This is a genomic window from Amycolatopsis sp. cg13 (assembly GCF_041346965.1).
Lineage (GTDB): Bacteria > Actinomycetota > Actinomycetes > Mycobacteriales > Pseudonocardiaceae > Amycolatopsis.
On the sequence record NZ_CP166848.1, the window covers coordinates 3,607,365 to 3,629,081 of the forward strand.

The 21,717-nt window shown below is 68.3% G+C and carries 18 protein-coding genes; 8 read left to right on the plus strand and 10 right to left on the minus strand.

All coding sequences use genetic code 11. The features are described from left to right. Nucleotides 1-51: 51 nt before the first annotated feature. Nucleotides 52-990 carry a GlxA family transcriptional regulator gene (locus AB5I40_RS16380; protein ID WP_370939350.1) on the minus strand — a complete coding sequence of 313 codons (939 nt, stop codon included), beginning with the start codon at nt 988-990 and terminating at the stop codon, nt 52-54. Nucleotides 991-1,061: 71 nt separating this feature from the next. On the opposite strand from AB5I40_RS16380, the gene AB5I40_RS16385 reads away from it, so the two are divergent. Continuing rightward, on the plus strand, nt 1,062-1,397 hold the full coding sequence (locus AB5I40_RS16385) for a cupin domain-containing protein (RefSeq protein WP_370939351.1): 336 nt from the start codon (nt 1,062-1,064) through the stop codon (nt 1,395-1,397). On the opposite strand, the gene AB5I40_RS16390 is transcribed toward AB5I40_RS16385, so the two are convergent. After that, nucleotides 1,394-1,786, minus strand: coding sequence for a VOC family protein (locus AB5I40_RS16390; protein WP_370939352.1), 393 nt, complete (start codon nt 1,784-1,786; stop codon nt 1,394-1,396). The genes AB5I40_RS16385 and AB5I40_RS16390 overlap by 4 nt on opposite strands. 91 nt (nt 1,787-1,877) lie before the next feature. After that, nucleotides 1,878-3,074 (minus strand): helix-turn-helix domain-containing protein, encoded by a 1,197-nt coding sequence (locus tag AB5I40_RS16395; RefSeq protein WP_370939354.1) that lies wholly within the window; start codon nt 3,072-3,074, stop codon nt 1,878-1,880. Between the two features lie 116 nt (nt 3,075-3,190). Here AB5I40_RS16395 and AB5I40_RS16400 point away from each other — a divergent pair, with 116 nt between their 5' ends. Beyond that, nucleotides 3,191-3,454 carry a hypothetical protein gene (locus AB5I40_RS16400; RefSeq protein ID WP_370939355.1) on the plus strand — a complete coding sequence of 88 codons (264 nt, stop codon included), beginning with the start codon at nt 3,191-3,193 and terminating at the stop codon, nt 3,452-3,454. Between the two features lie 17 nt (nt 3,455-3,471). Here AB5I40_RS16400 and AB5I40_RS16405 read toward each other — a convergent pair whose 3' ends face one another. After that, nucleotides 3,472-4,287: a helix-turn-helix domain-containing protein gene (locus AB5I40_RS16405; protein WP_370939356.1), complete on the minus strand. Its 816-nt coding sequence runs from the start codon at nt 4,285-4,287 to the stop codon at nt 3,472-3,474. Nucleotides 4,288-4,363: 76 nt separating this feature from the next. Between AB5I40_RS16405 and AB5I40_RS16410 the strand changes: the two genes are divergently transcribed. The 3 genes from AB5I40_RS16410 to AB5I40_RS16420 are packed head-to-tail and all read left to right on the plus strand — an operon-like array spanning nt 4,364 to nt 5,926. After that, on the plus strand, nt 4,364-4,618 hold the full coding sequence (locus AB5I40_RS16410) for a hypothetical protein (protein WP_354737427.1): 255 nt from the start codon (nt 4,364-4,366) through the stop codon (nt 4,616-4,618). A 1-nt stretch (nt 4,619) separates the two neighbouring features. After that, nucleotides 4,620-5,648: a DUF2891 domain-containing protein gene (locus tag AB5I40_RS16415; protein WP_370939358.1), complete on the plus strand. Its 1,029-nt coding sequence runs from the start codon at nt 4,620-4,622 to the stop codon at nt 5,646-5,648. Beyond that, on the plus strand, nt 5,648-5,926 hold the full coding sequence (locus tag AB5I40_RS16420) for a hypothetical protein (RefSeq protein ID WP_370939359.1): 279 nt from the start codon (nt 5,648-5,650) through the stop codon (nt 5,924-5,926). The genes AB5I40_RS16415 and AB5I40_RS16420 overlap by 1 nt, the downstream gene beginning before the upstream one ends. On the opposite strand, the gene AB5I40_RS16425 is transcribed toward AB5I40_RS16420, so the two are convergent. Continuing rightward, nucleotides 5,923-6,528 (minus strand): TetR/AcrR family transcriptional regulator, encoded by a 606-nt coding sequence (locus AB5I40_RS16425; protein ID WP_116200072.1) that lies wholly within the window; start codon nt 6,526-6,528, stop codon nt 5,923-5,925. The two genes, AB5I40_RS16420 and AB5I40_RS16425, sit on opposite strands and share 4 nt — an antisense overlap. 89 nt (nt 6,529-6,617) lie before the next feature. Between AB5I40_RS16425 and AB5I40_RS16430 the strand changes: the two genes are divergently transcribed. Then, on the plus strand, nt 6,618-7,088 hold the full coding sequence (locus tag AB5I40_RS16430; RefSeq protein WP_370939360.1) for a nitroreductase/quinone reductase family protein: 471 nt from the start codon (nt 6,618-6,620) through the stop codon (nt 7,086-7,088). Between the two features lie 52 nt (nt 7,089-7,140). On the opposite strand, the gene ispG is transcribed toward AB5I40_RS16430, so the two are convergent. The 3 genes from ispG to dxr form a co-directional block, all read right to left on the minus strand. Then, nucleotides 7,141-8,292 (minus strand): flavodoxin-dependent (E)-4-hydroxy-3-methylbut-2-enyl-diphosphate synthase, encoded by a 1,152-nt coding sequence (gene ispG / locus AB5I40_RS16435; protein ID WP_337822568.1) that lies wholly within the window; start codon nt 8,290-8,292, stop codon nt 7,141-7,143. A gap of 118 nt (nt 8,293-8,410) precedes the next feature. Continuing rightward, the gene (locus AB5I40_RS16440) at nt 8,411-9,613 is read right to left on the minus strand and encodes an RIP metalloprotease (RefSeq protein WP_370939361.1); all 1,203 of its coding nucleotides are present in this window, start codon (nt 9,611-9,613) and stop codon (nt 8,411-8,413) included. 175 nt (nt 9,614-9,788) lie between these two features. Then, nucleotides 9,789-10,985, minus strand: a complete 1,197-nt coding sequence (gene dxr / locus AB5I40_RS16445; protein ID WP_370939362.1) for a 1-deoxy-D-xylulose-5-phosphate reductoisomerase — start codon at nt 10,983-10,985, stop codon at nt 9,789-9,791. A 93-nt stretch (nt 10,986-11,078) separates the two neighbouring features. Here dxr and AB5I40_RS16450 point away from each other — a divergent pair, with 93 nt between their 5' ends. Then, entirely contained in the window at nt 11,079-11,333 is a 255-nt protein-coding gene (locus tag AB5I40_RS16450) for a DUF2631 domain-containing protein (protein WP_370939364.1), read from the plus strand. A gap of 42 nt (nt 11,334-11,375) precedes the next feature. Further along, nucleotides 11,376-12,047 (plus strand): peptidylprolyl isomerase, encoded by a 672-nt coding sequence (locus tag AB5I40_RS16455; protein ID WP_370939365.1) that lies wholly within the window; start codon nt 11,376-11,378, stop codon nt 12,045-12,047. Between the two features lie 11 nt (nt 12,048-12,058). Here AB5I40_RS16455 and AB5I40_RS16460 read toward each other — a convergent pair whose 3' ends face one another. Further along, nucleotides 12,059-12,541, minus strand: a complete 483-nt coding sequence (locus AB5I40_RS16460; RefSeq protein WP_370939366.1) for a hypothetical protein — start codon at nt 12,539-12,541, stop codon at nt 12,059-12,061. A gap of 17 nt (nt 12,542-12,558) precedes the next feature. Then, nucleotides 12,559-21,651, minus strand: coding sequence for a LamG-like jellyroll fold domain-containing protein (locus tag AB5I40_RS16465; protein ID WP_370939367.1), 9,093 nt, complete (start codon nt 21,649-21,651; stop codon nt 12,559-12,561). Nucleotides 21,652-21,717 lie beyond the last annotated feature (66 nt).

Sequence of the window (21,717 nt, forward strand, 5' to 3'; positions counted from 1 at the left end):
CCGGTGATCGGCGCGTACCGGACCTCCCTGCCGGTACGCGCCGATCACCGTTCACCCCAGCCGGAAAGCCCTTCGATACGCCCCCGGCGTTGTCCCCACCTGTGCCCGGAACCGGCGCCTCAAGTTCACCGCCGACACCAGGCCGACCCGCGCCGCGATCGCGTCCACCGGCAAGTCGGTCTCCTCCAGCAGTCGCCGCGCCTCCGCCACCCGCCGCGACAGCAGCCACGCGCCCGGGCTCGTGCCGAGCTGATCCGCGAACCTCCTGGCCAGCGTCCGCGGGGAAATCGTCAAGCGGGCAGCCAAATCCTCCACCGACAACGGCGTGCCCAACCGCTCCCCCGCCCAGTCGAGCAGCCCGTCCAGCGACGCGTCCGCGGACACCTGCCGCGGCACGTACTGCACCTGTCCGCCCTCGCGATGCGTCGGCATCACCATGTGCCGCGAGATCAGCGCCGCGTGCGCCGCCCCGTGGTCGCGCCGGACCAGGTGCAGGCACAGGTCGATGCCCGCTCCCGCGCCCGCGCTCGTGGCGACGTCGCCGTGGTCCACGTACAGCACGTCCGGTTCCACTTGCAGTTTCGGAAAATCCCGCTGCAGCTGGTCGAGCCGCGCCCAGTGCGTCGTGGCCGTTCTTCCGTCCAGCAGCCCGGTTTGGGCCAGCGCGAAGGAACCCGAGCAGATCGTGACGAGCCGCGCGCCTCGTTCGTGCGCGCGCAGCAACGCTCGCCGCACCTTCGGTGAGAGCGGTGTTTCGACGGGGGTCCAGCCGGGGATCAGCACCGTGTCGGCCCGGGAAAGCGCCGAAAGCCCGCTGGACACGTGAATCTCGTAGCCGGCCGTGGTCGGCACCGGCCCGGGATTCTCGGTGCACACCTCGAATTCGTAGTGCTGCGGCACCCCGCCCCGGGTCGTGCCGAACACTTCGACGCCGCAGCCGAGTTCGAACGTCGACTGCACCGGCTGAACGAGAGCCACCACGCGATGCATGGCAAGAAAGTACCCTATGACGTCTTTCCTGACACTGTCCCGCGTGCGCCGGGAAAGCCAAGCTGGGACCCATGCACCCCGAAATCCTTGCCCAGCCGGGCTACACCTCGGTCCCGGTCGACGAAGCCCCGGTGAAGGAACTGTTCCCCGGCATCCGCCTCCGCCCGCTGTGGAAGGGCGAAAACGGCGCGCACGCCAACGTCGTCGAGTTCGACCCCGGCAGCACATGGCCCGAACGCGACGTGCACGAACCCGGTTCCGAAGAGGTCTTCGTCGTGTCCGGCGTCTTCAACGACGGCGCCCGCGACTACCCGGCTGGCACGTTCATCCACGCCCCGGCCGGCTCGTGGCACGTCCCCGCGACGGCGACCGGCTGCACCCTGTTCGTCTTCTACCCCGAGGGCTAAGCGCCCCGGTAACTCCCGACTGTCCAAGCGTTCCCCTCGGGATCGCGGACGGTGAACGTGTGCGAGCCGTAGTCGGTGTCGTGCAGCTCCAGGCTGATTTCGGCACCGGCTTCGCGCACGCGGGCGTAGACCTCGTCCACCCGATCCGACACCACGTACACGGCGCTGGTGCCAGGTTTCATCTCGTCGTGCACCCCGTCGGCGGGTCCGCCGCAGTTGCCCAGCATCACGGCACCGCCTTCGGGCCACCGGAGTTCGGCGTGCGCGACACCGTTCTCGCCGGGTACCACGAGGGCCTCCTCGAAGCCCAGGACGTCGGTGAGGAAACGGATCGCGCCGCGGGCATCGTTGTAGCGGAAGGCTGGCCAGACTGTCGGTTGCGGTGTCATGCCATGGATTCTGCTGCGGCGGGTTTGGTCTCGTCTTGGAGAAACGGGAGCTGGGCGCTGAGAATGCTCTGCCGCAGCGGCCCGGGATCGTTCAGATACGGATGCCTGTCCAACGGGCGAAGCCAGCAAGCGATTCAGTGGTGCGCCGCTCGGACGCCGCGAGCATCCGCACCGTCTCTACGACTGAAGGATGGTGCCGGGTCGCGTTCGGCGCTATTTCCTTGGCCGCGTTCAATTCGGCAAGGGTCCGCTCGCGGTCGCCGTGGAGCATCCACGCGCGGGCCATGTCGATGTGGTGGTGCCCGACCCGCTCCGGACGATGCGGATCGACAACCGCGACGGTGGAGGCGCGCCGGACAGCTTCGGTCCCGTTGTAGTTCTCGACCGGTGTCGCGCACCAGTGGACGACAATGTTCGTCGTGCTGGCATCCACTCCGTAGTAAGGAGTGGCCGGTGGCCGAAACTCGCTCGCGTAAGAGCGCGCCTCGCCGACGTAGTCGTCCGCCTCGGTGGTGTCTCCAGCACGGGCAGCGAGGATCGCCGAACGCAGGTCCAGCTGGATCGCCACGGCGCGGTCGGTCGTGCCGGTGCCGACATGTTCGCGAGCGCGGTCGAGCAGGCGAAGACCGTTGCGGTAATCGCCATGCTGCAGGTAGCGCGTGCTGCGGTGGTACGCGCTGACGGCGATCCGCAACGGGTCTCCGGTACGCGGGGCTAGCTGAACGTGCCGCTCGGACGCGATCGCGGCGAGGTCGGCTTGCCGGAAGCGTCCGGCGACAGTCGCCGACATCCGGTAGGCGTCGTGCAGCGCGGCGCGGCCCAGCTCCCCGGCTCGACCGGGCTCGTCGGCGAGGACGTACAGGTGGTGCAAGAGGTTCGGCAGCTCCGACAGGACGTCGGCGTGGTGGAGCGCCAGCACCTTGTCCGAAGCCGCGACGAGCCGGGCAGTGATGTCGTCGAGGGTGAGCGCGTCGCCTTCCGGGAGGGGCTCGTCGTAGGCATCGAGCGCGCTGCGCAGATCGGCGATGCCCGACGATTGCTGGCTTGGCTCGTCCAGCACCTCGTTCTCGCTGGTTCCGTAGAGAGTGGACACCTTGACGCCGAGCGCACGTGCCGCACCCGCGACGAAAGCGGCGCTAGGCGGTTTCGCGCCCTGCTCCACCTTCTTGACCAGCGAATACGAAAAGCTCATGCGCTGCGCGAGCTGACGCTGGTCGAGTCCCTTGAGCTTGCGGGCACGCTTGAGCCTCTCGGCAACACTGTCTCCGGGCTGCTCGGGGCCGTCCATGCGAGGCACTCCTGCCGTGAGTCCGCGGTGTCCCTTTGGTGCCCCTCCAGCGTAGCAATCGCCCTTAGCCTCGATTTGGTAACTATCAGCTACGAAGCCTGCCGGAAGGTGCGCGGATGCCAGCGTTGATCTACCTCGACCTTGACCACCTCCACCCGGTGATCGACGGGGTGTGGCACCGCGCCTGCTTTGTCACTTTCCCGGTGCCAGGCGAAGCAATCACCACCTTGTGCGGCGAAACTGCGGCGGTGGCGTTCGAGCCATTGGGCAAACGCCGCGAGTTCGGACCACCGACTCAGTGCCCGTTCTGCGACGTGAACTACCGACGGTTGCGCCATTTGACCATTCCGAAAGGACACCCTGGCTTGATTCCGCGTTAGCAGCTGCTGGATCACGCTCACACGGGATCGTCGTCATCGGGTTGATCACTCAGCGCCGGGAGCTCCTCCGCCATCCACGTCCGCGGCGAGCACCCCGCCAGCGAGCGCCACTCGTTCGAGAAGTGCGCCTGGTCGTAATACCCTGCGGCATAAGCGATCCCGGCCAGATCACGATGTCCGCTGCGCAACAACCGAACCGCCCGTTCGAACCGAAGCACGCGCGCCGCCTGCTTGGGGGCCAGCCCCAGTTCGGCGCGAAACCGCTCCCCCAGATGCCGACGGCTCCAGCCGACCTCATCCGCCAAATCTCCGACCCGCAGCAAGCCGCCGCTGCGACGCAGTTCGCGCCACGCGCGGTTCAGTTCCGGTGGCTGCTCGGCAGGCTCGACCGCCCGCGCGGCCAGCACCTCGTCGAGAATCGCGAACCGGGTGCGCCAATCCTTCGCCGACGCCAGCCGGTCCGGCAGGCAGGCGAGGTCGCCGCCGAAGTCGGCCAGGTCGGCTACCCGGCCGGTCAGTTCCGCGGCCGTGACGCCCAGCAGCGTCCGCGCTCCCAGCGGGTCCAGCTCCAGTTGCACGCCTCGCTGCACCCGGTCCTGCGTGATCAGCGCGGGTTCGGTGTGCAGGCCGCCGACGACGCTCTGCAGCGTTCCGGCTCCGTCCAGCCCGGCGTACCGGATCGGCTCTTCGAGGCTGATCACGAGCGTGATGTGCCGCGAAGGCAGCCCGCGGTGCACTTCGAGGGTGACGTTCTCCTGCGCGTACCCGACGTAGCGCGTGACCAGCCCCCGCAGCACCGGATGCGGCGGACGGGCGGCCCAGCTCTCACTCACGTGATCAGGCTAGCGCCGGACGCGGGCGAATTCGTGCTACCACGGGAGAGCGGTCCCCACGATGAGGAGAAGCCCGATGACGATCCAGGAACAGGCGCAGCAGCTCGAACTGCTCGCCGACCAGGTGCCGACCGGCATCGCCCTCGCCACGAAGGACGAGCTGGAAGGCCTGCAGGCCCAGGTGCTCGGCCTGCTCGGCGAAACCGGCTCCGCGACGGCGATCCAGGGGTCGGTGCAGATCGCGATCCGGCAGATCGACGAGGTCGCGGCTTCGCTGGAGAACGTGCGGCTGCAGATCCGCGAAGCCGCCCAACATCACCTGCGCGGCTGACGTGGCCGGGCTGCTGGCCGCGCACGCCGGCGAGTTCGCGGGGATCGCGCTGGCCAACGTCGTGCGCGAGTATCCGCATTACGAGAGCCACTGGCGCATCGACGACTCTCCCGTCCTGCCGATCCGCGAGCTGCACCCGTGCTTCTACGGCAGCTTCGACTGGCATTCGTGCGTGGAAATGTTCTGGGTGCTGGCACATCTGCTGCGCCACTACCCTGCCCTCGTCCCGGCCGACGAGATCCGCGCTGTGCTCAATGCGCACCTGACCGAGCCCGCGCTGGCCGCCGAAGCCGCCTGCTTCACGCCGGAGCACCATCGCACGACTCAACGCCCGTATGGCTGGTCGATCCTGCTGGCTCTGACCAGGGAAACCGCGACCTGGGACGACCCTGACGCCGCGCGCTGGTCCGCTGCGCTCCAGCCGTTGAGCAGGCTTTTCGCGACCCGCTTCCTCGACTGGCTGCCGAAGGTCACTTATCCCATTCGCTATGGCCTGCACGAGAACGGCGCTTTCGGACTCTCTCGCGCGCTGCCGTACGCCGACTACCTGGCGTCCCAGGGCGAACCGCAGTTGCAGGAGGTGATCACCGAAACGGCCTGGCGCTGGTTCGGCTCGGACCGTGATTACCCAGGTGCCTGGGAGCCGTCCGGGGCCGACTTCCTGACCCCCGCGCTGGCTGAGGCTGAGTTGATGAGCCGCCTCATGTCGGCTGCCGATTTCGGGGCCTGGCTGGAGGATTTCCTGCCCGGAATCTCCGACCGGAACCCGGCAGCGTTGTTCACTCCGGCGGTGGTGACCGACGCTTCCGACGGGTTGATCGCCCATCTGCACGGGCTCAACCTGCACCGCGCCTGGTGCTGGCGGCGGATCGCGGCGGCGTTGCCGGATGGGGACAGCCGGGTCGCCGCAGTCGAGGCGGCTTCGCGGGAGCATGCGGAGGCCTCGCTGCCGCAGGTGACCGAGGGACCGTATGCGGTGGAGCATTTCTTGGCCTACTACGCGCTTCTTCTGCTGAGCGAGGCCGAATAGTGTCAGACCCCTGGCTGCTCATCGAAGTACTCGACGGAGAAACCCCGGCGAGCGCCTGGCGCCGCACCTACTTCGACACCTTCCTCGAAGCCGCGATCATCGACCGCGCCGTGCGATGGTCGTGGCGGACGCACGAACGCGGCGTCGTCTTCGAGATCGCCTTCAGGACCGAGACCATCCGCGACGAATTCTGCGATCAGCCCTCGGTAAAGGCAGCGCTCGAAGCCGTGCCGGACCCGCGCCACGGGCTCTCCATCACGCCCGGCGGTGGCGATTAGCTTTCCGGCAACGGCTCCCGGTGCTCCGCCCGCAGCCCGTCCAGCGAAACGAGCAGCAACCGGTTCCACATGTGCGGACGGCACTCGTCCGTGAACTGCGCGGCGTACCCCAGGGAAATCAGCAACAGCACCAAATCATCCGTAGTAACCCCAGGACGCAGCAACTCCGCCGCCCGTGCCCGCAGCTCCTCCAGAACCGCACGAAGCTGTGGAATCCCCGTCGGATCCGGGTCCGTCCACGTCAGCGCGAAGCTTTCCATGATCGCGCGGTGCCGGGCGCAGCCGGACAACGCCTGCCGGTAGAAATCCGTCAGGGCCGCCCACGGGTCCTCCGCCTCGATCGCGGCTTGGCGCGCGGCCTCGGCCCACCGGGAGAAATCCTGGTCCAAGACCGTCCGGACCAGGTCTTCCTTCTTCGGGAAGTGCCGGTACAGCGTCCCCATGCCGACCCCGCTGCGTCGCGCGATCTCGCGAACGTCGACCGCGGCTCCCTGCTCCGCCATCACCTCGGCGGCGGCTTCGACGATCGCCTCCCGGTTGCGGATCGCGTCCGCGCGCAAAGCCCGACGGCGGGTGGGGGTGTGCGGTTCAGCCACGGCCATGCGGCGAGCATACTCGCTTACCCGGAGCACTCGCTCCTCCTAGTGTGCTACTTTGCGGAGCAAGTGCTCCGCCTAGCGAAGGAGATGCCGTGCCCACCCTTGACGACTGGAATGTCCGGATCCGCGCCGAATTCCGGGAAAACGCCGGATATGTCGCATGGAGCAGTCCGGAGGACCTCGCGGCGGGCCGTCCGATACCGCCGCACATGCCGGGGTTTCCGGAAAAGGGGATGCCGCTGATTCTCGTGCACCACGTCGGCGCGAAAACCGGGAAAACCCGGATCAGCCCGCTGTTCTACCAGCCGGTCGGCGACAACTGGGCCGTGTTCGGGACGCACGGCGGCAGCCCGCGCGACCCCGCGTGGTACCGCAATCTCATGGCGAATCCGCGAACCGTCGTCGAGGCTGGCGCGGGAGAAATCCCGGTTGAAGCACGGCTGACCGCCGGGGAAGAACGCGCCAGGATCTGGGCGGAACAGATCGCGCTGGTCCCGAAATTCGCCGAGTTCGAGGCCTCTTCCGGGAGGCAGGTCCCGGTCGTCCTGCTGGAACGCCGCTGAAAAAGAAAGGGCTCCTCGACCGAAGCCGAGGAGCCCTTCCGCGGGGAAAAACTCAGCCGACGGTGACGCTCGGCGCGCCCTCGCCGATGCTCTCGCCGGATTCCTCGGCGATCCGCATGGCCTCTTCGATCAGGGTCTCCACGATCGCGTGCTCCGGCACGGTCTTGATGACCTCGCCCTTCACGAAGATCTGGCCCTTGCCGTTGCCGGACGCGACGCCGAGGTCGGCCTCGCGGGCCTCGCCGGGACCGTTCACGACGCAGCCCATCACCGCGACGCGCAGCGGGATCTCCATCCCCTCCAGCCCGGCGGTGACCTGGTCGGCGAGGGTGTAGACATCCACCTGCGCGCGCCCGCACGACGGGCACGACACGATCTCCAGCTTCCGCGGCCGCAGGTTCAGCGACTGCAGGATCTGCGTGCCGACCTTGACCTCCTCCACCGGCGGCGCGGACAGCGACACCCGGATGGTGTCGCCGATGCCCTGGCGCAGCAGCGCGCCGAACGCGACGGCGGACTTGATCGTGCCCTGGAACGCGGGCCCGGCCTCGGTGACGCCGAGGTGCAGCGGGTAGTCGCACTGTTCGGCGAGGATCTCGTAGGCGCGCACCATCACGACCGGGTCGTTGTGCTTGACCGAGATCTTGATGTCGTGGAAATCGTGCTCGGCGAACAGCGACGCCTCCCACATCGCCGATTCGGCGAGCGCTTCGGGAGTGGCCTTGCCGTACTTCTCGAGCAGCCGCTTGTCGAGCGACCCGGCGTTGACGCCGATCCGGATCGGCGTGCCGTGGTCCTTCGCGGCCTGCGCGATTTCCTTGACCTGGTCGTCGAACTTGCGGATGTTGCCCGGGTTCACCCGCACCGCGGCACAGCCGGCCTCGATCGCGGCGAACACGTACTTGGGCTGGAAGTGGATGTCGGCGATCACCGGGATCTGCGACTTCTTCGCGATCGCGGGCAGCGCCTCGGCGTCGTCGGCCGACGGGCACGCGACGCGCACGATGTCGCAGCCGGCCGCGGTCAGCTCGGCGATCTGCTGCAGGGTGGCGTTGACGTCGGAGGTCAGCGTCGTGGTCATCGACTGCACCGAGATCGGGTGGTCGCTGCCGACGCCCACCGACCCCACCATCAGCTGGCGGGTCTTGCGACGCTCGGCGAGAACGGGCGGGGGCAGAGCGGGCATACCTAACGCGACGGTCACGCTTCCAGCGTACCCACCCCACCCGGGCGCGGTTCAACGAAGTCAGCCGACGCGGTGAGCAGCGTTACCCCCGGTCGGGCGGCCGGAGACGCGTGCGTGACCCGGCCGGTGCGCGCGGTTACTGCAGGCGGATCGGATTGACGATGTCGGCGGTCACCGTGAGCAGCGTGACGCCGCCGCCGATCACCACCAGCACCATCGTGATCGCGGACAGCTTCGTGTAGTCGACCGGGCCGCCCGCGGGTTTGCCGCGCAGGCCGCGCAGCCAGTCGCGGACCCGCTCGTACCAGACGATCGCGATGTGCCCGCCGTCCATCGGCAGCAGCGGCAGCAGGTTGAACACTCCGATGAAGAAGTTCAGGCTGGCCAGCAGCAGCAGGAAGACCTGCCACAGCCCGGCCTCGACCGCCTCGCCGCCGAGCCTGCTCGCGCCGACGACGCTGACCGGGGTGTCCGGGTCGCGCTCGCCGCCGAAGATCGAGTTGAAGACGGCCGGGATGCGCTTCGGGAAGGCCATCAGCCCGTCCCACGTGCGGGCGAACATGTCGCCGGTGAACGACGCCGCGCCGCCGAGCGCGCCGCCCACGCTGTAGTGGATGGCCGTGGCCCTGGCGATGCCCACCGCGCCGACCGATTCGGTGCCACCCTTCGCGGCGGGCCGGATCACCTTCGGGATGTCGACGACGAACGTGCGCTCGGCGCCGTCGCGCTGCACGACCACCGGGACCGGCCCGGAGAGCGACTTCACCTGGGTGACCATGTCGTCCCAGGTCGGAGTGGGCTTGCCCGCGACCGACAGCACCTGGTCGCCGGGGAGCAGACCGGCCTGCTTGGCGGGAGCCGGGTCGCCCGGCTTGCACACCGGGTTGTTGGCCGCCTCGACCGTGGTGGCGTTCTGCACGCAGTCGGAGATCTGCGCGGCGATCGGCTTCATGTCCACGTTCGGCAGGCCCATGGTCGCGGCCATGATGAACAGCACGATGAAGCCGAGCAGGAAGTGCGTGATGGAACCGGCCGACATCACGACGGTCCGCTTCCAGGCTTTGAACCGCCACATCGCGCGCGGTGCCTCTTCCGGGGTGACCTCGTCGAGCGCGGTCATGCCCGCGATGTCGCAGAAGCCGCCGAGCGGGATCGCCTTGAGGCCGTATTCGGTCTCGCCGCGCCGGAACGAGAACACCGTCGGACCGAAGCCGACGAAGTACCGGCGGACCCGCATCCCGAACATCCGGGCGGTGACCATGTGGCCCGCTTCGTGCAACGCGACCGAAACACAGATCGCGAGCGCGAAGAGCACCACGCCGATCACATAGGCAAGCACGGGCCCTGCACCTCACCCCTCAGCCGCGATCCGCGATGCGGTGGCGGCAGGTTTCGTCGTCTTCCACGGCTTCAGGCGGTGAGACCACCCGAGAGAAAGTTACGGGTTCAAGTATCCGCCGCCAGCGTGAAACCAGTGTTGCATCAACCGGCCCGCCTTCGCGCACCGGTCGCGCTCATCCCAGCAGCTCGGCGGCCCGGGTGCGGGCCCACTGCTCGGCGGCGAGCACGTCCGCGACGTCGCGCGGTTCGCGCCGCCATTCGCCCGCGTCGGACACCACCCGCGAGACGGTGTCCACAATCGACAGGAAACCGGCCTTGCCCGCCAGGAACGCGGCTACTGATTCCTCGTTCGCCGCGTTGAAAACCGCGGGCAGGCAGCCGCCCGCGGCACCCGCTTCGCGAGCCAGCTCGACGGCCGGGAACGCCTCGTTGTCGACCGGCTCGAAGGTCCAGCTCGCCGCGGTGTCCCAGGAGCACGCGGCGGCCGCGCCGGGCACGCGGTGCGGCCAGTTGAGCGCCAGCGCGATCGGCAGCCGCATGTCCGGCGGGCTCGCCTGGGCGATGGTGGAGCCGTCGGCGAAGGTGACCATCGAGTGCACGATCGACTGGGGGTGCACCGTCACGTCGATGCGCGCGGGTTCGATGCCGAACAGCAGCGACGCCTCGATCAGCTCCAGGCCCTTGTTCACCAGCGTCGCCGAGTTGATGGTGATCAGCTTGCCCATCGACCAGGTCGGATGCGCCATCGCCTGCTCGACGGTGACCTCGCCGAGGTCCGCGCGCTGCTTCCCGCGGAACGGACCGCCGGACGCGGTGAGCACGAGGCGGGAGACCTCGTTGTCCTCGCCGGACCGCAGCGCCTGCGCCATCGCCGAATGCTCGGAGTCGACTGGCACCAGCTGTCCCGGCTTCGCCGCGGCGAGCACCAGCGGACCGCCGGCGATGAGGGATTCCTTATTGGCCAGCGCGAGCGTCGCGCCGGTGGCGAGCGCGCGCAGCGTCGGGTCGAGGCCCTGGGAACCGGGCACCGCGTTGAGCACTACGTCGACCGGCACCGAATCGATCAGCTCGCCGACCGCGTCAGCACCGGCGAGAATGCGCGGAAGACGGAACTCGCCCTTCGAGTACCCCCTGCGCTGCGCCTCGGCGTACAGCGCGAGCTGCACGTCTTCGACCGCCGTGGGCTTCGTCACGGCGATAGCCGCTACTTCGTGCGCGATCGCTTGCTCGGCGAGCGTCGCCGGGTCGGAACCGCCCGCGGCGAGGCCGGCGATCGTGAACAAATGCGGGTTACGTGCGGCGACGTCGAGCGCCTGGGTCCCGACGGACCCGGTGGAACCCAGCACGAGGACGCTTCGCGAAGTAGTCATCAGCAAGCATTATGGCCCGGGTCGTGTCCGCGCGGCGGCCAGCGGTGTGGGATCATGCGAGAGCACAACATCGGGCGGTTTGAAGGAGTGGTCGTGGCAGGCAAGGCGGTCGAGAAGCGCCCCGAGGTCGACCCGCGCGACGAGCCGTCGGCGGAGTGGGGCTGGCACGGCTCGTTCCCGAAGGCCACCCGCATCGCGGGCTGGCTGTCCGCGGCCATCCTGCTGGTGATGATCAAGGGCAACCACGAGAACAACACCGAGAACGTGTGGCTCGTCGGACTGGCCGCGTTCATCGTCCTGCTCCTGCTGCTCGACCTGCGCAAGAGCCGCACCGCCTGGCGCAAGTAAGCCCTGGCGCCAGCGGCCCCTGATTCGCTAGTTTCCGGGCCCATGAAGCCACGCTGGGCCGCGCTCGCCGCCGCCGTCATCGCCGGTCTTTCCCTGTGCACCGCGGCCCCGGCCAGCGCTGCCCCCTCGGTGAAGCCGCCGGTGGTGAAATGCACCTTCACGCCGACGCCGGAGAACCCGGCGGCGCGTCCCGTGCTGCGCCCGCTGCCGTTCGCGCTCACCCGCGGCACGATCGACGTCACCTTCCACTACAACTACGGCCCGGTCACCGTCCGCCTCAACAGCGGCGGAGCGGCCCCGTGCGCGGTCGCGAACATGGCGAGCCTGGTCCTGCAGCACTTCTACGACCGCTCCCAGTGCTGGCGGCTGACGAACTCCGCGCGCCTCGGAGTCCTGCAGTGCGGCGACATCTACGAGGTCGAAAAAGGCGGGCCCGGGTACAAGTTCCCGGACGAGGTCAGCGGGGCGGAGACCTACGAGCGCGGCACTGTGGCCATGGGGAACCAGGGGCCGGGGACGAACGGGTCGGAGTTCTTCATCGTGCATTCTTTCGCGCATATTCCAGCGAATTACTCGGTGCTGGGGCGTGTGGTGCGGGGGATGGACGTGCTGGACCGGATCGTGGCGGCTGGGATCATCCCTAGCGAACGCGGGCCGCTCGACGGTCTTCCCGCTAAGCCGGTGAAGATCGAACGCGTCAGCTTCGGCTTCTGAGATCCGGCGCCTCACCAGAACTGGCCGGGATTGTCGACGACATCCCGCGCCAGTTCCCGCACCTCGGCGCGATCGTCGCTCACCAAGGAGGCGATGGCCTCCCTCGACTCAGGCGTGTCGATATGCAGTAACGCGTCCATCGCGTCCAGCGCGAGGTCGGCGCCCCCCTCTCCATTCGGACGCCAAGCAACCGTGCGAGCGAGAACACGCACCGACTCGGGCGAAGCCAGGTCGGACAGAACCGAGACCACATCAGCGGCATGGATCCGAGGTTCACCGCGAGCCATTTCCAGTGCCTCGACCAGAATCGGGACGTAGCTTTCCCGGGGAGCGAGATCGGTCGCGAGCACGTACCAATAGAACTTCTTCCAGTCACCGGCATCGAGACTGGCCCGCAAGCCGCCTTCGACGCAGTCTCCCAGGTTCTCGCATTCGCGTAACCGGGCTCCCTTCTCCCGAGGCGACAAGGAAGCATTCGTCACAACTTGTTCCACGTCCGCACAGGAAAGCATCAGCCCGCGAAATCCTTTAATTCGTCGTCCCGGTATCCGATTATTCTCTCATTGTACAGCTGTGACGTCCCAGACCCGTCCCTCAGCCTGAGGCCATACGTCACGTAGCCGCGCTCAGCCTTGACGTGCACCTGATTCGCGTTACCCGGTTGCAGTGTCGGCAGGTGTCCCAGCCCGCGTTCCTCCAGCAGGGGAGCCGGCGGCCGACTGATCGCACCATGCTCGACCAGCATGTCCCTGGTGCCAGGTTTCATGAACATGGTGACGACGACATCGTATTCCCCTCTCTTGAACCGCGGAATCCTCGTCTTGATGTAGTCGGCCTCCTGAGTGACAAAACTTTCAGTCCGCTTCGGCACGATTCCATTCACCTTGAAAGACTCGAATTCCTTGCGGGACATAGCCCGGAAGAAGACCTCGACGTCTCCGTGCTGCGCCAACTCCGACATGGGCAGCGGATCAACGTTCTGCACCACTTCGCCGTTGGGTCCCCGGACGATGTCCCGGAAGATCCGATAGAGCTCGGCCGCGTTCTGCAGGCCTTCCGCGGTTCCGGACACCCGGCTGGCGGGAAGGTTCGGGTTGCTCGACGTCGTTCCGTCGACCAGGTAGTTCTTCTGTGCGTCGGCGGGAATGGCGTCGGCGACCCGCAGGGCGCGTTCCCAGGCGTCTTGCCGTGCCTTGATGCCCGGTGGCGGGGGAGGCGGCGGAGCCGGTCGCCAGGCGGAGCCGCCGCCGTGCCCACGCCGGCCGTGCGGTGCGGCGACGCCGTGACCGTGCCGGCCGCGTGGTCCGACGCTGTGTCCCCCGCGACGTCCTGGTGCTGGACCTGCGCCAGTGCCCGAATCGGAGTAGGAGGACCGGTAGGAAGGATTCCAGCCCCGATCACTCTTGCCCCACCCGTCCGTGCGGTAGTCGCCCGGGCTGCCGTGATAGGTGGGTGCGTTCGCGGTGCCCTCGAAGATGAGGTCCACGGCGACCTCGACACCGAGGTGAATGATGATCACCACGCAGATCGGGCAATGGCCGTCCGGATCGGTGTAGTTGGTCGGCGACGCGTTTCCGAAGGTGTAGCGGTTTGAGGCCACGGACGGGTCCGCCGGCAGCGAGACGTCGTCCCGTGCGCTGAAGGTGCCCGTGCCCGGGGCGTACCAGCGTGCGCCCATGTCGACCGAGCCGGTGTCCGGATCGGTGTAGTCCGACTGGAAGCCCAGTGCGGATGTCGCCCCCGCGGAACCGGTCTTCGTTCCGAAGGGATCGAAGCTCGCCGAGCCCGTCAGCGCACTCGCGGAGGGATCGAGGCCTCCCACGACGTCGGAATGCCGGTCGGTGAGGGCCAACTGCCCCGCACCGCCGCCCGGACGCTGCGCGAGCAGGTCGTCGCCTGCCGACCGCGAGAAACTCGACGTGCCGTCCGAGGTCAGGTTCAGGCTCAGACCGTCGTAGGAGAACGTCTTGTCGTCACGTCCCGAAGTCCGGTCCAGACCGTCGTACGAGTAGGAGGCACCACCCTGCTTGACCGAGCGGTCGAACGCGTCGAACCCGAACGCGACGCCTCCACGGGATTCCAGGGTTCCGCGCGGGCTCCACCGCAGGGTGTCCGCACCATCGGTCAGCTGGCGGTTCCGCTCGTCGAAGGTGGCGGTCTTGTCCCCCGCCTTGACACGGTTGCCCGATGCGTCCCAGCCGTAGTCGACGGTCTGGCCACCCGCGGTCCACGACGTCAGACGCCCGGCGTAGTCGTAGCCGTAAGCGTTGTCGCCTGCTCCGGCGAACCCGGTGGTTTTCTTGCTCGTCAGCCGATCGTTGGCGTCATAGCCGTAGGTCATCGACGCCAGCGACGCGCCATCGGAGCCCTTGACCACATCGCCGGTCTGGCGGCCGAGGTCGTCGTAGGAATACGTCCGCGTCCGGCCGGAACCGTAGTCGACCGACGCCAACGCACCAGCACCGTCGTACCCGACCGTCTGCTTGACACCGGTCAACCCGTCCTGCTGGGTCGACAGCCTGCCCTGGGCATAGGAGAAGGTCGCCGTCCCCGCTCCGTCAACACGCTGGGTCAGGCGCCCGGCCGCGTCGTAGCCGTAGGTCGACGTTCCGGCCACCGGTCCCGTGCTGGTCAGCAGATCGCCGCGGTCGTTGTAGGTGAAGATCTCCTCGCCCGTGGGCGTGTTCACGCCCACCAGCCGCCCCGCGGCGTCGAAACGCCGCTTGCGTTCAGTCGTCGGCTCGGCCGCCCCGGAACCTGTCTCCGCCGTCAGGCGCCCCAAGGCATCGACGGTCCGCTGACGCGTGACCCCACCGGGTGCCTGAAGGGTCAGGGCCTGACCGTTGAGGTCGTAGGACGCCGTCCAAGTGCGGTCGGCGGAGTTCGGGTGAGCGGCGGTCGCGGGTTCGACGACCGACTCCGGCAATCCCAGCGCGTTGTAGGTCTGGATCGTGGCGTTGCCGCGGCCGTCGGTGCTGCGGGTACGGTTGCCCGCCGCGTCGTAGCCGAACGACGTGGTGATGGTTTCCTTGTCCGACACGGGTTCCTGCTGCTGCACGAGCCGCCCGCGGTTGTCGTAGGCGAACTTCGTCGTGCGCAGCAGCGCGTCGGTCACCGAGATCCGGTTGCCGTCCTGGTCGTAGCCCGCCGACGTCTTGCGCAGGAGGTGCTCGTCCGGGGCGTACCAGTAGGCCCCGACGTTGCGGCCCGCGGCGTCGAAGGTCAGGTAGGTCGTGCGGCCGAGACCGTCGGAGGCCCGGACCTGGTTCCCGGACAGGTCATATCCCTGCTGAGTGATTACGCCAGCGGGATCGGTGGTGGAGACGCGCCGGCCGAGCACGTCATACGCGTGCTTCGTCGCCTCACCCGTCGGGGACGTGGTCGAAACGACGTTGCCCGCGTCGTCGTAGCGGAGCTGGGTCGTGTACGCCGCCGGTTCCGGGCGTCGTTCGAGCTTCGTGGCGGTGAGCTGGCGGCCGAGATCGTCGTAGGTCGCCTCCGTCCTGGCCCCTGTCGGGTCCATTTCGGACAGTTGCTCGCCCGCGGTCGTGTAGGTGTAGCTCCAGACCCCGCCCGGCAGGTCTCCCGCGTCGGGTTTGGGATCGACGCGTTCCACCGGCCGGTTGAGCTGGTCGTAGCGGAACCGCGTGGTCGCGCCCATCGGATCGGTCTTCGACAGGACATTGCCCTGTGCGTCGTAACGCACCTTGGTGATCGATTTCGCCGCGGCGCTTTCGCCGGGCTTGCGGTAGTCGGGCGACGCTTGCTCGACGACCCGGCCCACGCGGTCGTAGGTCGTGCTGCTGACATTGCCGTTCGCGTCCCGCGCACCGGTGGGCTCGCCGAAGGCGTTGTAGCCGGTCGTCTCGCGAGCACGAGTTTGAACCGCTTGTCCCCCAGCGCTTTCGGCTGCGGCGGGCGGGAAGACGACCGAGCTGGCGAGCCCGGACCTGTCGTACTCGAAGTTCGTGGTGAACTGCGCGGGATCGGCACCCTCGACGTTGCCGCGCGGCGCCGTGACCGAGGTGACCAGGCCACGCTGGTCGTAGGTGTAGCTGGTGGTGAGCTTGCCCGAGGAACCGTTCATCACGGACGTGCTCGTCTGCCGTCCCGCGACGTCGTAGCCGTACTCGACGGTCTCGACCCGGCCGACATCGACCCGGGTGCTGTTCGAGCTGGCACCGGTGTGCTGAGCCCTGGTGACGTCGCCTGCCGGCGCGTACGTCCACTCGACGCGGTTGGCGAGCCCGGCCGGGTCCGCCGTCTGCGCCGTGCCCCGCCCCGTGGCGTCGTATTCGTACGTGGTGAGCAGGCCACCGGGTGCCAGCCGCTTGACGACGTTGCCCGCGGCGTCGTAGGTGAGTTCTTCCAGTTTGATGTCGCGTTTCGCCGCGTTCGGGTTGTCCGGGTCCCGGACGTCACGGGCGATGGTGCGCCAGAGCTTGCCGTCGTCGAAGTACTGGTATTTGGTGGTCCGGCCCATCGAGTCGGTGTGCCGGATCCGGCGCCCCGCGAGGTCGTACCCGTAGGAGTCGAGCACCAGGGTCGGCAGTGCCGAAGTGTCCCCTTCGCCGTCCTGGTCCCCGGCCCCGGTGGACGGGTCGGTTGCCTGGCCGTGCCAGGCGCGCAGCCGGACCTCGGCCAGGGCATTGCGAGCCGTGTAGCCGTATTCGTACTTGTTCCCGCCCGGATCGACCATCCACGTCTTGTTGCCGAACGGGTCATAGCCGTAGAAGGTGTTACCGCCCTCGGCGTCGGTCTCCTGGCTGCGGCGGCCGAAGTTGTCGTAGGCGTAGGCCGTGATCCGGGCGGCGTCCCCGCCGGTCAGGTCCTTCGCCTCAGTCCGCAGGAGATTGCCGTCGGGGTCGTAAGCAGACACTGTCTGCGCGGTGTGCGTGATGTTGTCGAGCGGATTGACCACGCCGGGGCTCGTGACCGACACCTGGTGCGAAAGCGCGTCGTAGCCGTAGGTTGTCGTCAGCCCGCCGGGGTTCGAGTCGCTCTTCGTGGTTTCGGCCAGCTGCCTGCCGAACACGTCGTAGGTGTAGGTCGTGGTCAGCCCGGCAGGATCGACCACCTGGGCCAGGTCGCCGTTGCGGAAGTACGAGTACCGCGTCTCGCCGCCGCGGGGGTCGGTGATCAGCGCGATCAGCCCCGCCGGGGTGTTCCCTCCCCCGACCGCGGCATCGGAGCTTTCCGTGTACCGGTATCGGGTCGTCGCGCCGTCGGGCGTCGTCTTCGTCTGCACCAGGCCGCGCACGCCCAGATCGGTGTAGGTGTACGTCGTGGCGTACTTCGCGTCACCGGGGCCGGACGAACGCGCGTCCTTCGCCGACAACAGCTTGTCGTTGCGCGGATCGGTGACGTCGGCGGAGTTCAGGTAGTAGCTGTAGTAGCTGGTCTGGCAGTCGCCCGGCGACACCCGGCACGACTTGCGCGCCACGACGTTGCCGCGCTCGTCGTTGGTGAACACCAGGACGTTGCCGAGTTCGTCGCCGACGGTGGTCTGGAAACCCTTGTCGTCGTAGTCGTAGGTCCGCACGCCCAGTCCCGTGACCGGGCCGCCCGTCCAGGGACCGCCGCCGTTGACCGGACCGCCGCAGTAGGACGGTTCGCCCGGTTTGGGCGGCGCCGAAGGGTCGCACGGCGGTTCCGGCGGAGCGGGCGCTCCCGTGTTGTCGCGACGATCCTCGGGACGCAGGCCGAGACCCAGCGGCGCGACATAACGCAGGATCCGGCCGCGCATCGGGTCGTAGTCGTAAAAATGCGGACGGTTCCCCGGATCGGAGATCTGGGTCGTGCGGATCAGGTTGCCCTCGGTGCCGGTCACCACCGGGACGCCGAGCTTCCAGTGGCCGTCGTCCCGATCGGTGACCTCGGCCAGCCGGTCGGCGGCGGTGTTGTAGGACAGCTGCGCGGCGACCCGGCCGCTCGGCAGCGTGATCTTCGAGAGGTAGTCGGCGCCGGAGCCGGCCTGGAAGTGGGCCTGCGCGGTCGTGGGCCCGACGGGGTACTCGTAGAAGGCCACCTCGTCGATCTGGCCGGAGAAGAACCGGCGCGGCTCGGTGCCCCACGCCGGCCATGCCGACGGCGGCACCGTGTAGGCGGCGCCGATCTGGTTGTAAACGATGTCGTCGTGCGAAATCTCGCCTTGGGCGCTGCCGACCTTTCGCCCGTCCAGGTACAGCGTCTGCGTCGCGAGCGACCCGGAAAGCACCACGTGATGCCACTGGTCGTTGTTGACGGCCTCCGCCGAGGTGATCGGCCCGACGCCCCCGTTCCAGAACTGCCCGCGCAGCTTGCCGTCGGTTCCGACGTAGAGCACCGGCACCGCACCGGTGGGCGTGCTGCCGATCGGCGCTCGCTGATAGCCGAAGAGCGGCCCGCCCTGGGAGGTCTTGAACCACATCTCGATGGCGAGATCGCGGTTCTTGCGCACCAAGCCGTCCGGCACGGTGACCACTGACGACGTGCCGTTGAAGGACGCGGCGGTGTCCGCGCCGTCCTTCAGCGGGCCGGGCTGGCCCAGGACGACGTCCTTGTAGGTCCCGTTGTCCTTGCCGAGTTTGAGCCCGTTCTGGCTTGCCGCCACGGCGCCGTTCGTCTCGCCGAACCGCCAGTACGAGGACGGACGCGAATCCACGACCGAACTCCGGTAGTGCGAACCCGCGACGTGGTCGTAGCCGGTGCATCCGTTGTTCGGATCGCAGACCTTGGTCAGCTTGTCGCCGTCGTAGCTGTAGGTCCAGGTGAGCTGCTTGCCGTCGATCGGGTCGGTCGCCACGGACGTCACGTGGTTGCCGGTCCACGTGAAGTACAGGATCCGGTCGCTCGTGCGGCTGATGATCCGCTTGAGGTGTTCGGGGGTGCCGTAGTCGAGCTCGATGTAGTGCCCGGCCTGGTCGTACACCGCGATGAGCCGGCCGTCGGGCCGGAAGCGGTACAGCGTCGAAGCTTTGTCGGTGAGGACCCAGCCGCCGCCGTTCGCCTCGACCTCGACGCGGAAGTTGGCCTGGCGCCCGGGCGGTGCGGCGAAGGAGCCGTCGTGGTTGCGGCCGAACCGTACCTGCTGCCCGTCGGGGTAGGTCACCACGACGTTGCCCGAGCCGTCGTCGTCGGGGACGACCTTCATGTCGTAACGCGTCGACCAGCCTGAGCCGAAGAGGAGGTCCCGTCGGGGATCAAGGCTGTTGTACGTCCGCGTGATGTTCAGCTCGGGTCCGGTCACCTGTAGTGCCGCGTCGACGGCGCTCGAGAAGTAGTTGCCGGTTTGGGGATCGAAGTCGCGCTGCGCCCCGCTGTAGGGGGCGTTGGCCAGATGCGAGGTGATCTCCGGCTGGGGCACCGCGGTGAGCAGGTGGCTCGGGGCGAGCTTCTCGCTCTCCGAATGACCGTCGTAGGCGAAGGCCCGCCATTGGTAGTCCTTGCTCCATCGCAGGGCGCCGGGCGGGACGTTCCACGTCCGCTTGCCCACGTAGCCAGAGTCCACACAGGACACTCCGGTCAGCGTTCCGTCCGGCTGCTTCCGGTAGTCCTCGCAGACCTCGAAGCGGTACTTCAGGGCCGAGGACACCGGCGCGTCGACATCGACGGCGTCCACCCACAGCTGAGGGGTCAATGTCTGCGCGGAATAGCCGTTCGGCGGGTACTGGGCCTTCACGATCGGCGGAATGTCGAAAACCGTCATCGACAGGCGGGTGGGCGGGACCTGTTCGTCGGTGAACCACGGCCCGCCCCGGCGGAGCATGCTGAAGTCGAAGAGGTAGTCCCCTGGTTCGATGGCGCCGATCGTCGCGTCCAGCGTGACCGACTCGCCGCGCGGAACGTCGCGGGGCAGGCTGGCGGCTTCCTTGGCGACGACCGGCGCGCCGGCGGCGGTGAAGCCGCGATAGCCGAGCGCGTAGTCGGCCGCCCGCCAGGTTTCGGCGCTCCGGTTCGTCACCGTGATCCGGACCTTGCCGCCCTGCGTGCGCGTGACCGGCGGCTCGGGAACGCCGCGGTCGACTCGGTACCCGGCGTCGTAGGCGGAGTGAGTGACGAACAGTCGCGGCGGGTTGGCGGTGTTGTGCCCGGTGAACTTCTTCCAGCCGTACGGATCGGTCTCCGAAGCGCGGATGGTCAGCCCGTAGTTGGAGCTTTCGCCGGTGACCCAGCGCTGCACCAGGTCGCGGCCCGCCGGGCCGAGCGGGATGAGCTCGGTGGTGGACGGGCAACTGGACGCGTGCTGCTGGCGGCCGATGTAGCCGCGCGCGAACGACGGATCAGCCAGCGCCGGACCGTAGCCGGGGCCCGGATAGCCGCTCGCGGTGTTCCACGGCGCGGTGACCCCGTGCACCGTCAGCGGACGCGGCTGGCACGACCACGACCAGGTGTTCTTGAGGGTGAGCTGGGCACCGAGGATCTTGTGGTTGCGCAGCCGGGTTTCGACTCCGCCGAAGGACAGATAACTGGCGGCCCGAAGCGGACCGGTCGTCCCGGCCTTCAGTTCGGTCGACCCGTCGAGGCGGCTCCCGTTCTGGAAAACGGTGCCGCCGTTCGACGCCGTCGTGTCGACGCTGGGGTCCACCTCGACCGGGTACTTGCGGGCCGGATCGCGCAGCCAGGCCGCGTCGAGTTCCACTCGCAGCACGGTCTTCCCAGCACGTTCCACGAGCCGGTACGTCACTCCGCGAGACAGGGCGGCCTCACCGGTCTCGGGGTCGCGGGCGGCGTCGGTCATGAACCCAGCCGGGATCCGCGCGCGCTCCTGTCCGGCGGTGTCGAGCAAGGCGACCCGACCGTCCACAAGCGACGGACGGAGGCCATTGAGCCGCAAGGGGAATTCCCATGCCGTCGGAGCCTGGGGACTGTCGAGGACCAACGTCTCTTTCAGGCCGCCGGGCACCACGTCGAACCGGATGTCGGCGGATTCGCGGACGCCGCGGTAGCTGACGCTGCTGCCCGACACCTGGCCCGCGGTTCCGGCCGCGTCGGCGACGCCGAAACCGAACCCGTGTTCTTCGTCGAGTTTCAGGTCCACCAATGAATCCGGGGAGCCGGCCGCCGCGAACCCCACCCCGATGCTGTCCCCCGCGTTCCGCCAGCCCGCTCCGTTCTCCTTCGGCACGACCGTGGTGTCGATCGGCTGGTACTCACCGCTCGGAGTCCGGTAGTTGATCGGGTCCTGGCTGAACTCGGTGGTGTGGGTGCCGTCGGTGTTGGCGTAGGTCCGCTCGGTGGGCGTACGCCGCTCCGGCAGTTCCTTGCTCGTCTTCTCGTCGTATCCGGTGGCCCGCGACGGCGGCGTCTCGACCTTGACCCGGTTGGCGGCTGCCTTCTCGACTCCGGCCGCGATCGGGGCGTACTTCGACTGCAGAGACTTCGGGCCGGCGGAATTCGGCGCGCCCCCCGCCTCGTCCTGCTGCGCGGCGGCCGTTCCGCCTCGCTGCTTGGGCGATTTGGCCATGGCTTCGGCCAGCAGCGTCGCGTCGTCGTCCCGGCCGGGGATCGCGTAGTTGACGGCGGGACCGATCATCCCGGCGAGGAGCGCCAGCAACACGACGAAGAGCAGGGGCCGGGTGAACATCTTCCGGGCACGGACGTGTCCAGCCTGACGAGCGAACATCGAGACCACCTCGAAGTCAGTCGGCGAAAAGGAAGCCAGGGAAAGGAATCGAGGGCGTCCGGCGCG

Excerpts from the sequence above, each read along its gene's own strand:
- AB5I40_RS16380 (WP_370939350.1), bottom strand. The coding sequence starts at position 990 with ATGCATCGCGTGGTGGCTCTCGTTCAGCCGGTGCAGTCGACGTTCGAA.
- AB5I40_RS16385 (WP_370939351.1), top strand. The coding sequence starts at position 1,062 with ATGCACCCCGAAATCCTTGCCCAGCCGGGCTACACCTCGGTCCCGGTC.
- AB5I40_RS16390 (WP_370939352.1), bottom strand. The coding sequence starts at position 1,786 with ATGACACCGCAACCGACAGTCTGGCCAGCCTTCCGCTACAACGATGCC.
- AB5I40_RS16395 (WP_370939354.1), bottom strand. The coding sequence starts at position 3,074 with ATGGACGGCCCCGAGCAGCCCGGAGACAGTGTTGCCGAGAGGCTCAAG.
- AB5I40_RS16400 (WP_370939355.1), top strand. The coding sequence starts at position 3,191 with ATGCCAGCGTTGATCTACCTCGACCTTGACCACCTCCACCCGGTGATC.
- AB5I40_RS16410 (WP_354737427.1), top strand. The coding sequence starts at position 4,364 with ATGACGATCCAGGAACAGGCGCAGCAGCTCGAACTGCTCGCCGACCAG.
- AB5I40_RS16425 (WP_116200072.1), bottom strand. The coding sequence starts at position 6,528 with ATGGCCGTGGCTGAACCGCACACCCCCACCCGCCGTCGGGCTTTGCGC.
- dxr (WP_370939362.1), bottom strand. The coding sequence starts at position 10,985 with ATGACTACTTCGCGAAGCGTCCTCGTGCTGGGTTCCACCGGGTCCGTC.
- AB5I40_RS16455 (WP_370939365.1), top strand. The coding sequence starts at position 11,376 with ATGAAGCCACGCTGGGCCGCGCTCGCCGCCGCCGTCATCGCCGGTCTT.
- AB5I40_RS16465 (WP_370939367.1), bottom strand. The coding sequence starts at position 21,651 with ATGTTCGCTCGTCAGGCTGGACACGTCCGTGCCCGGAAGATGTTCACC.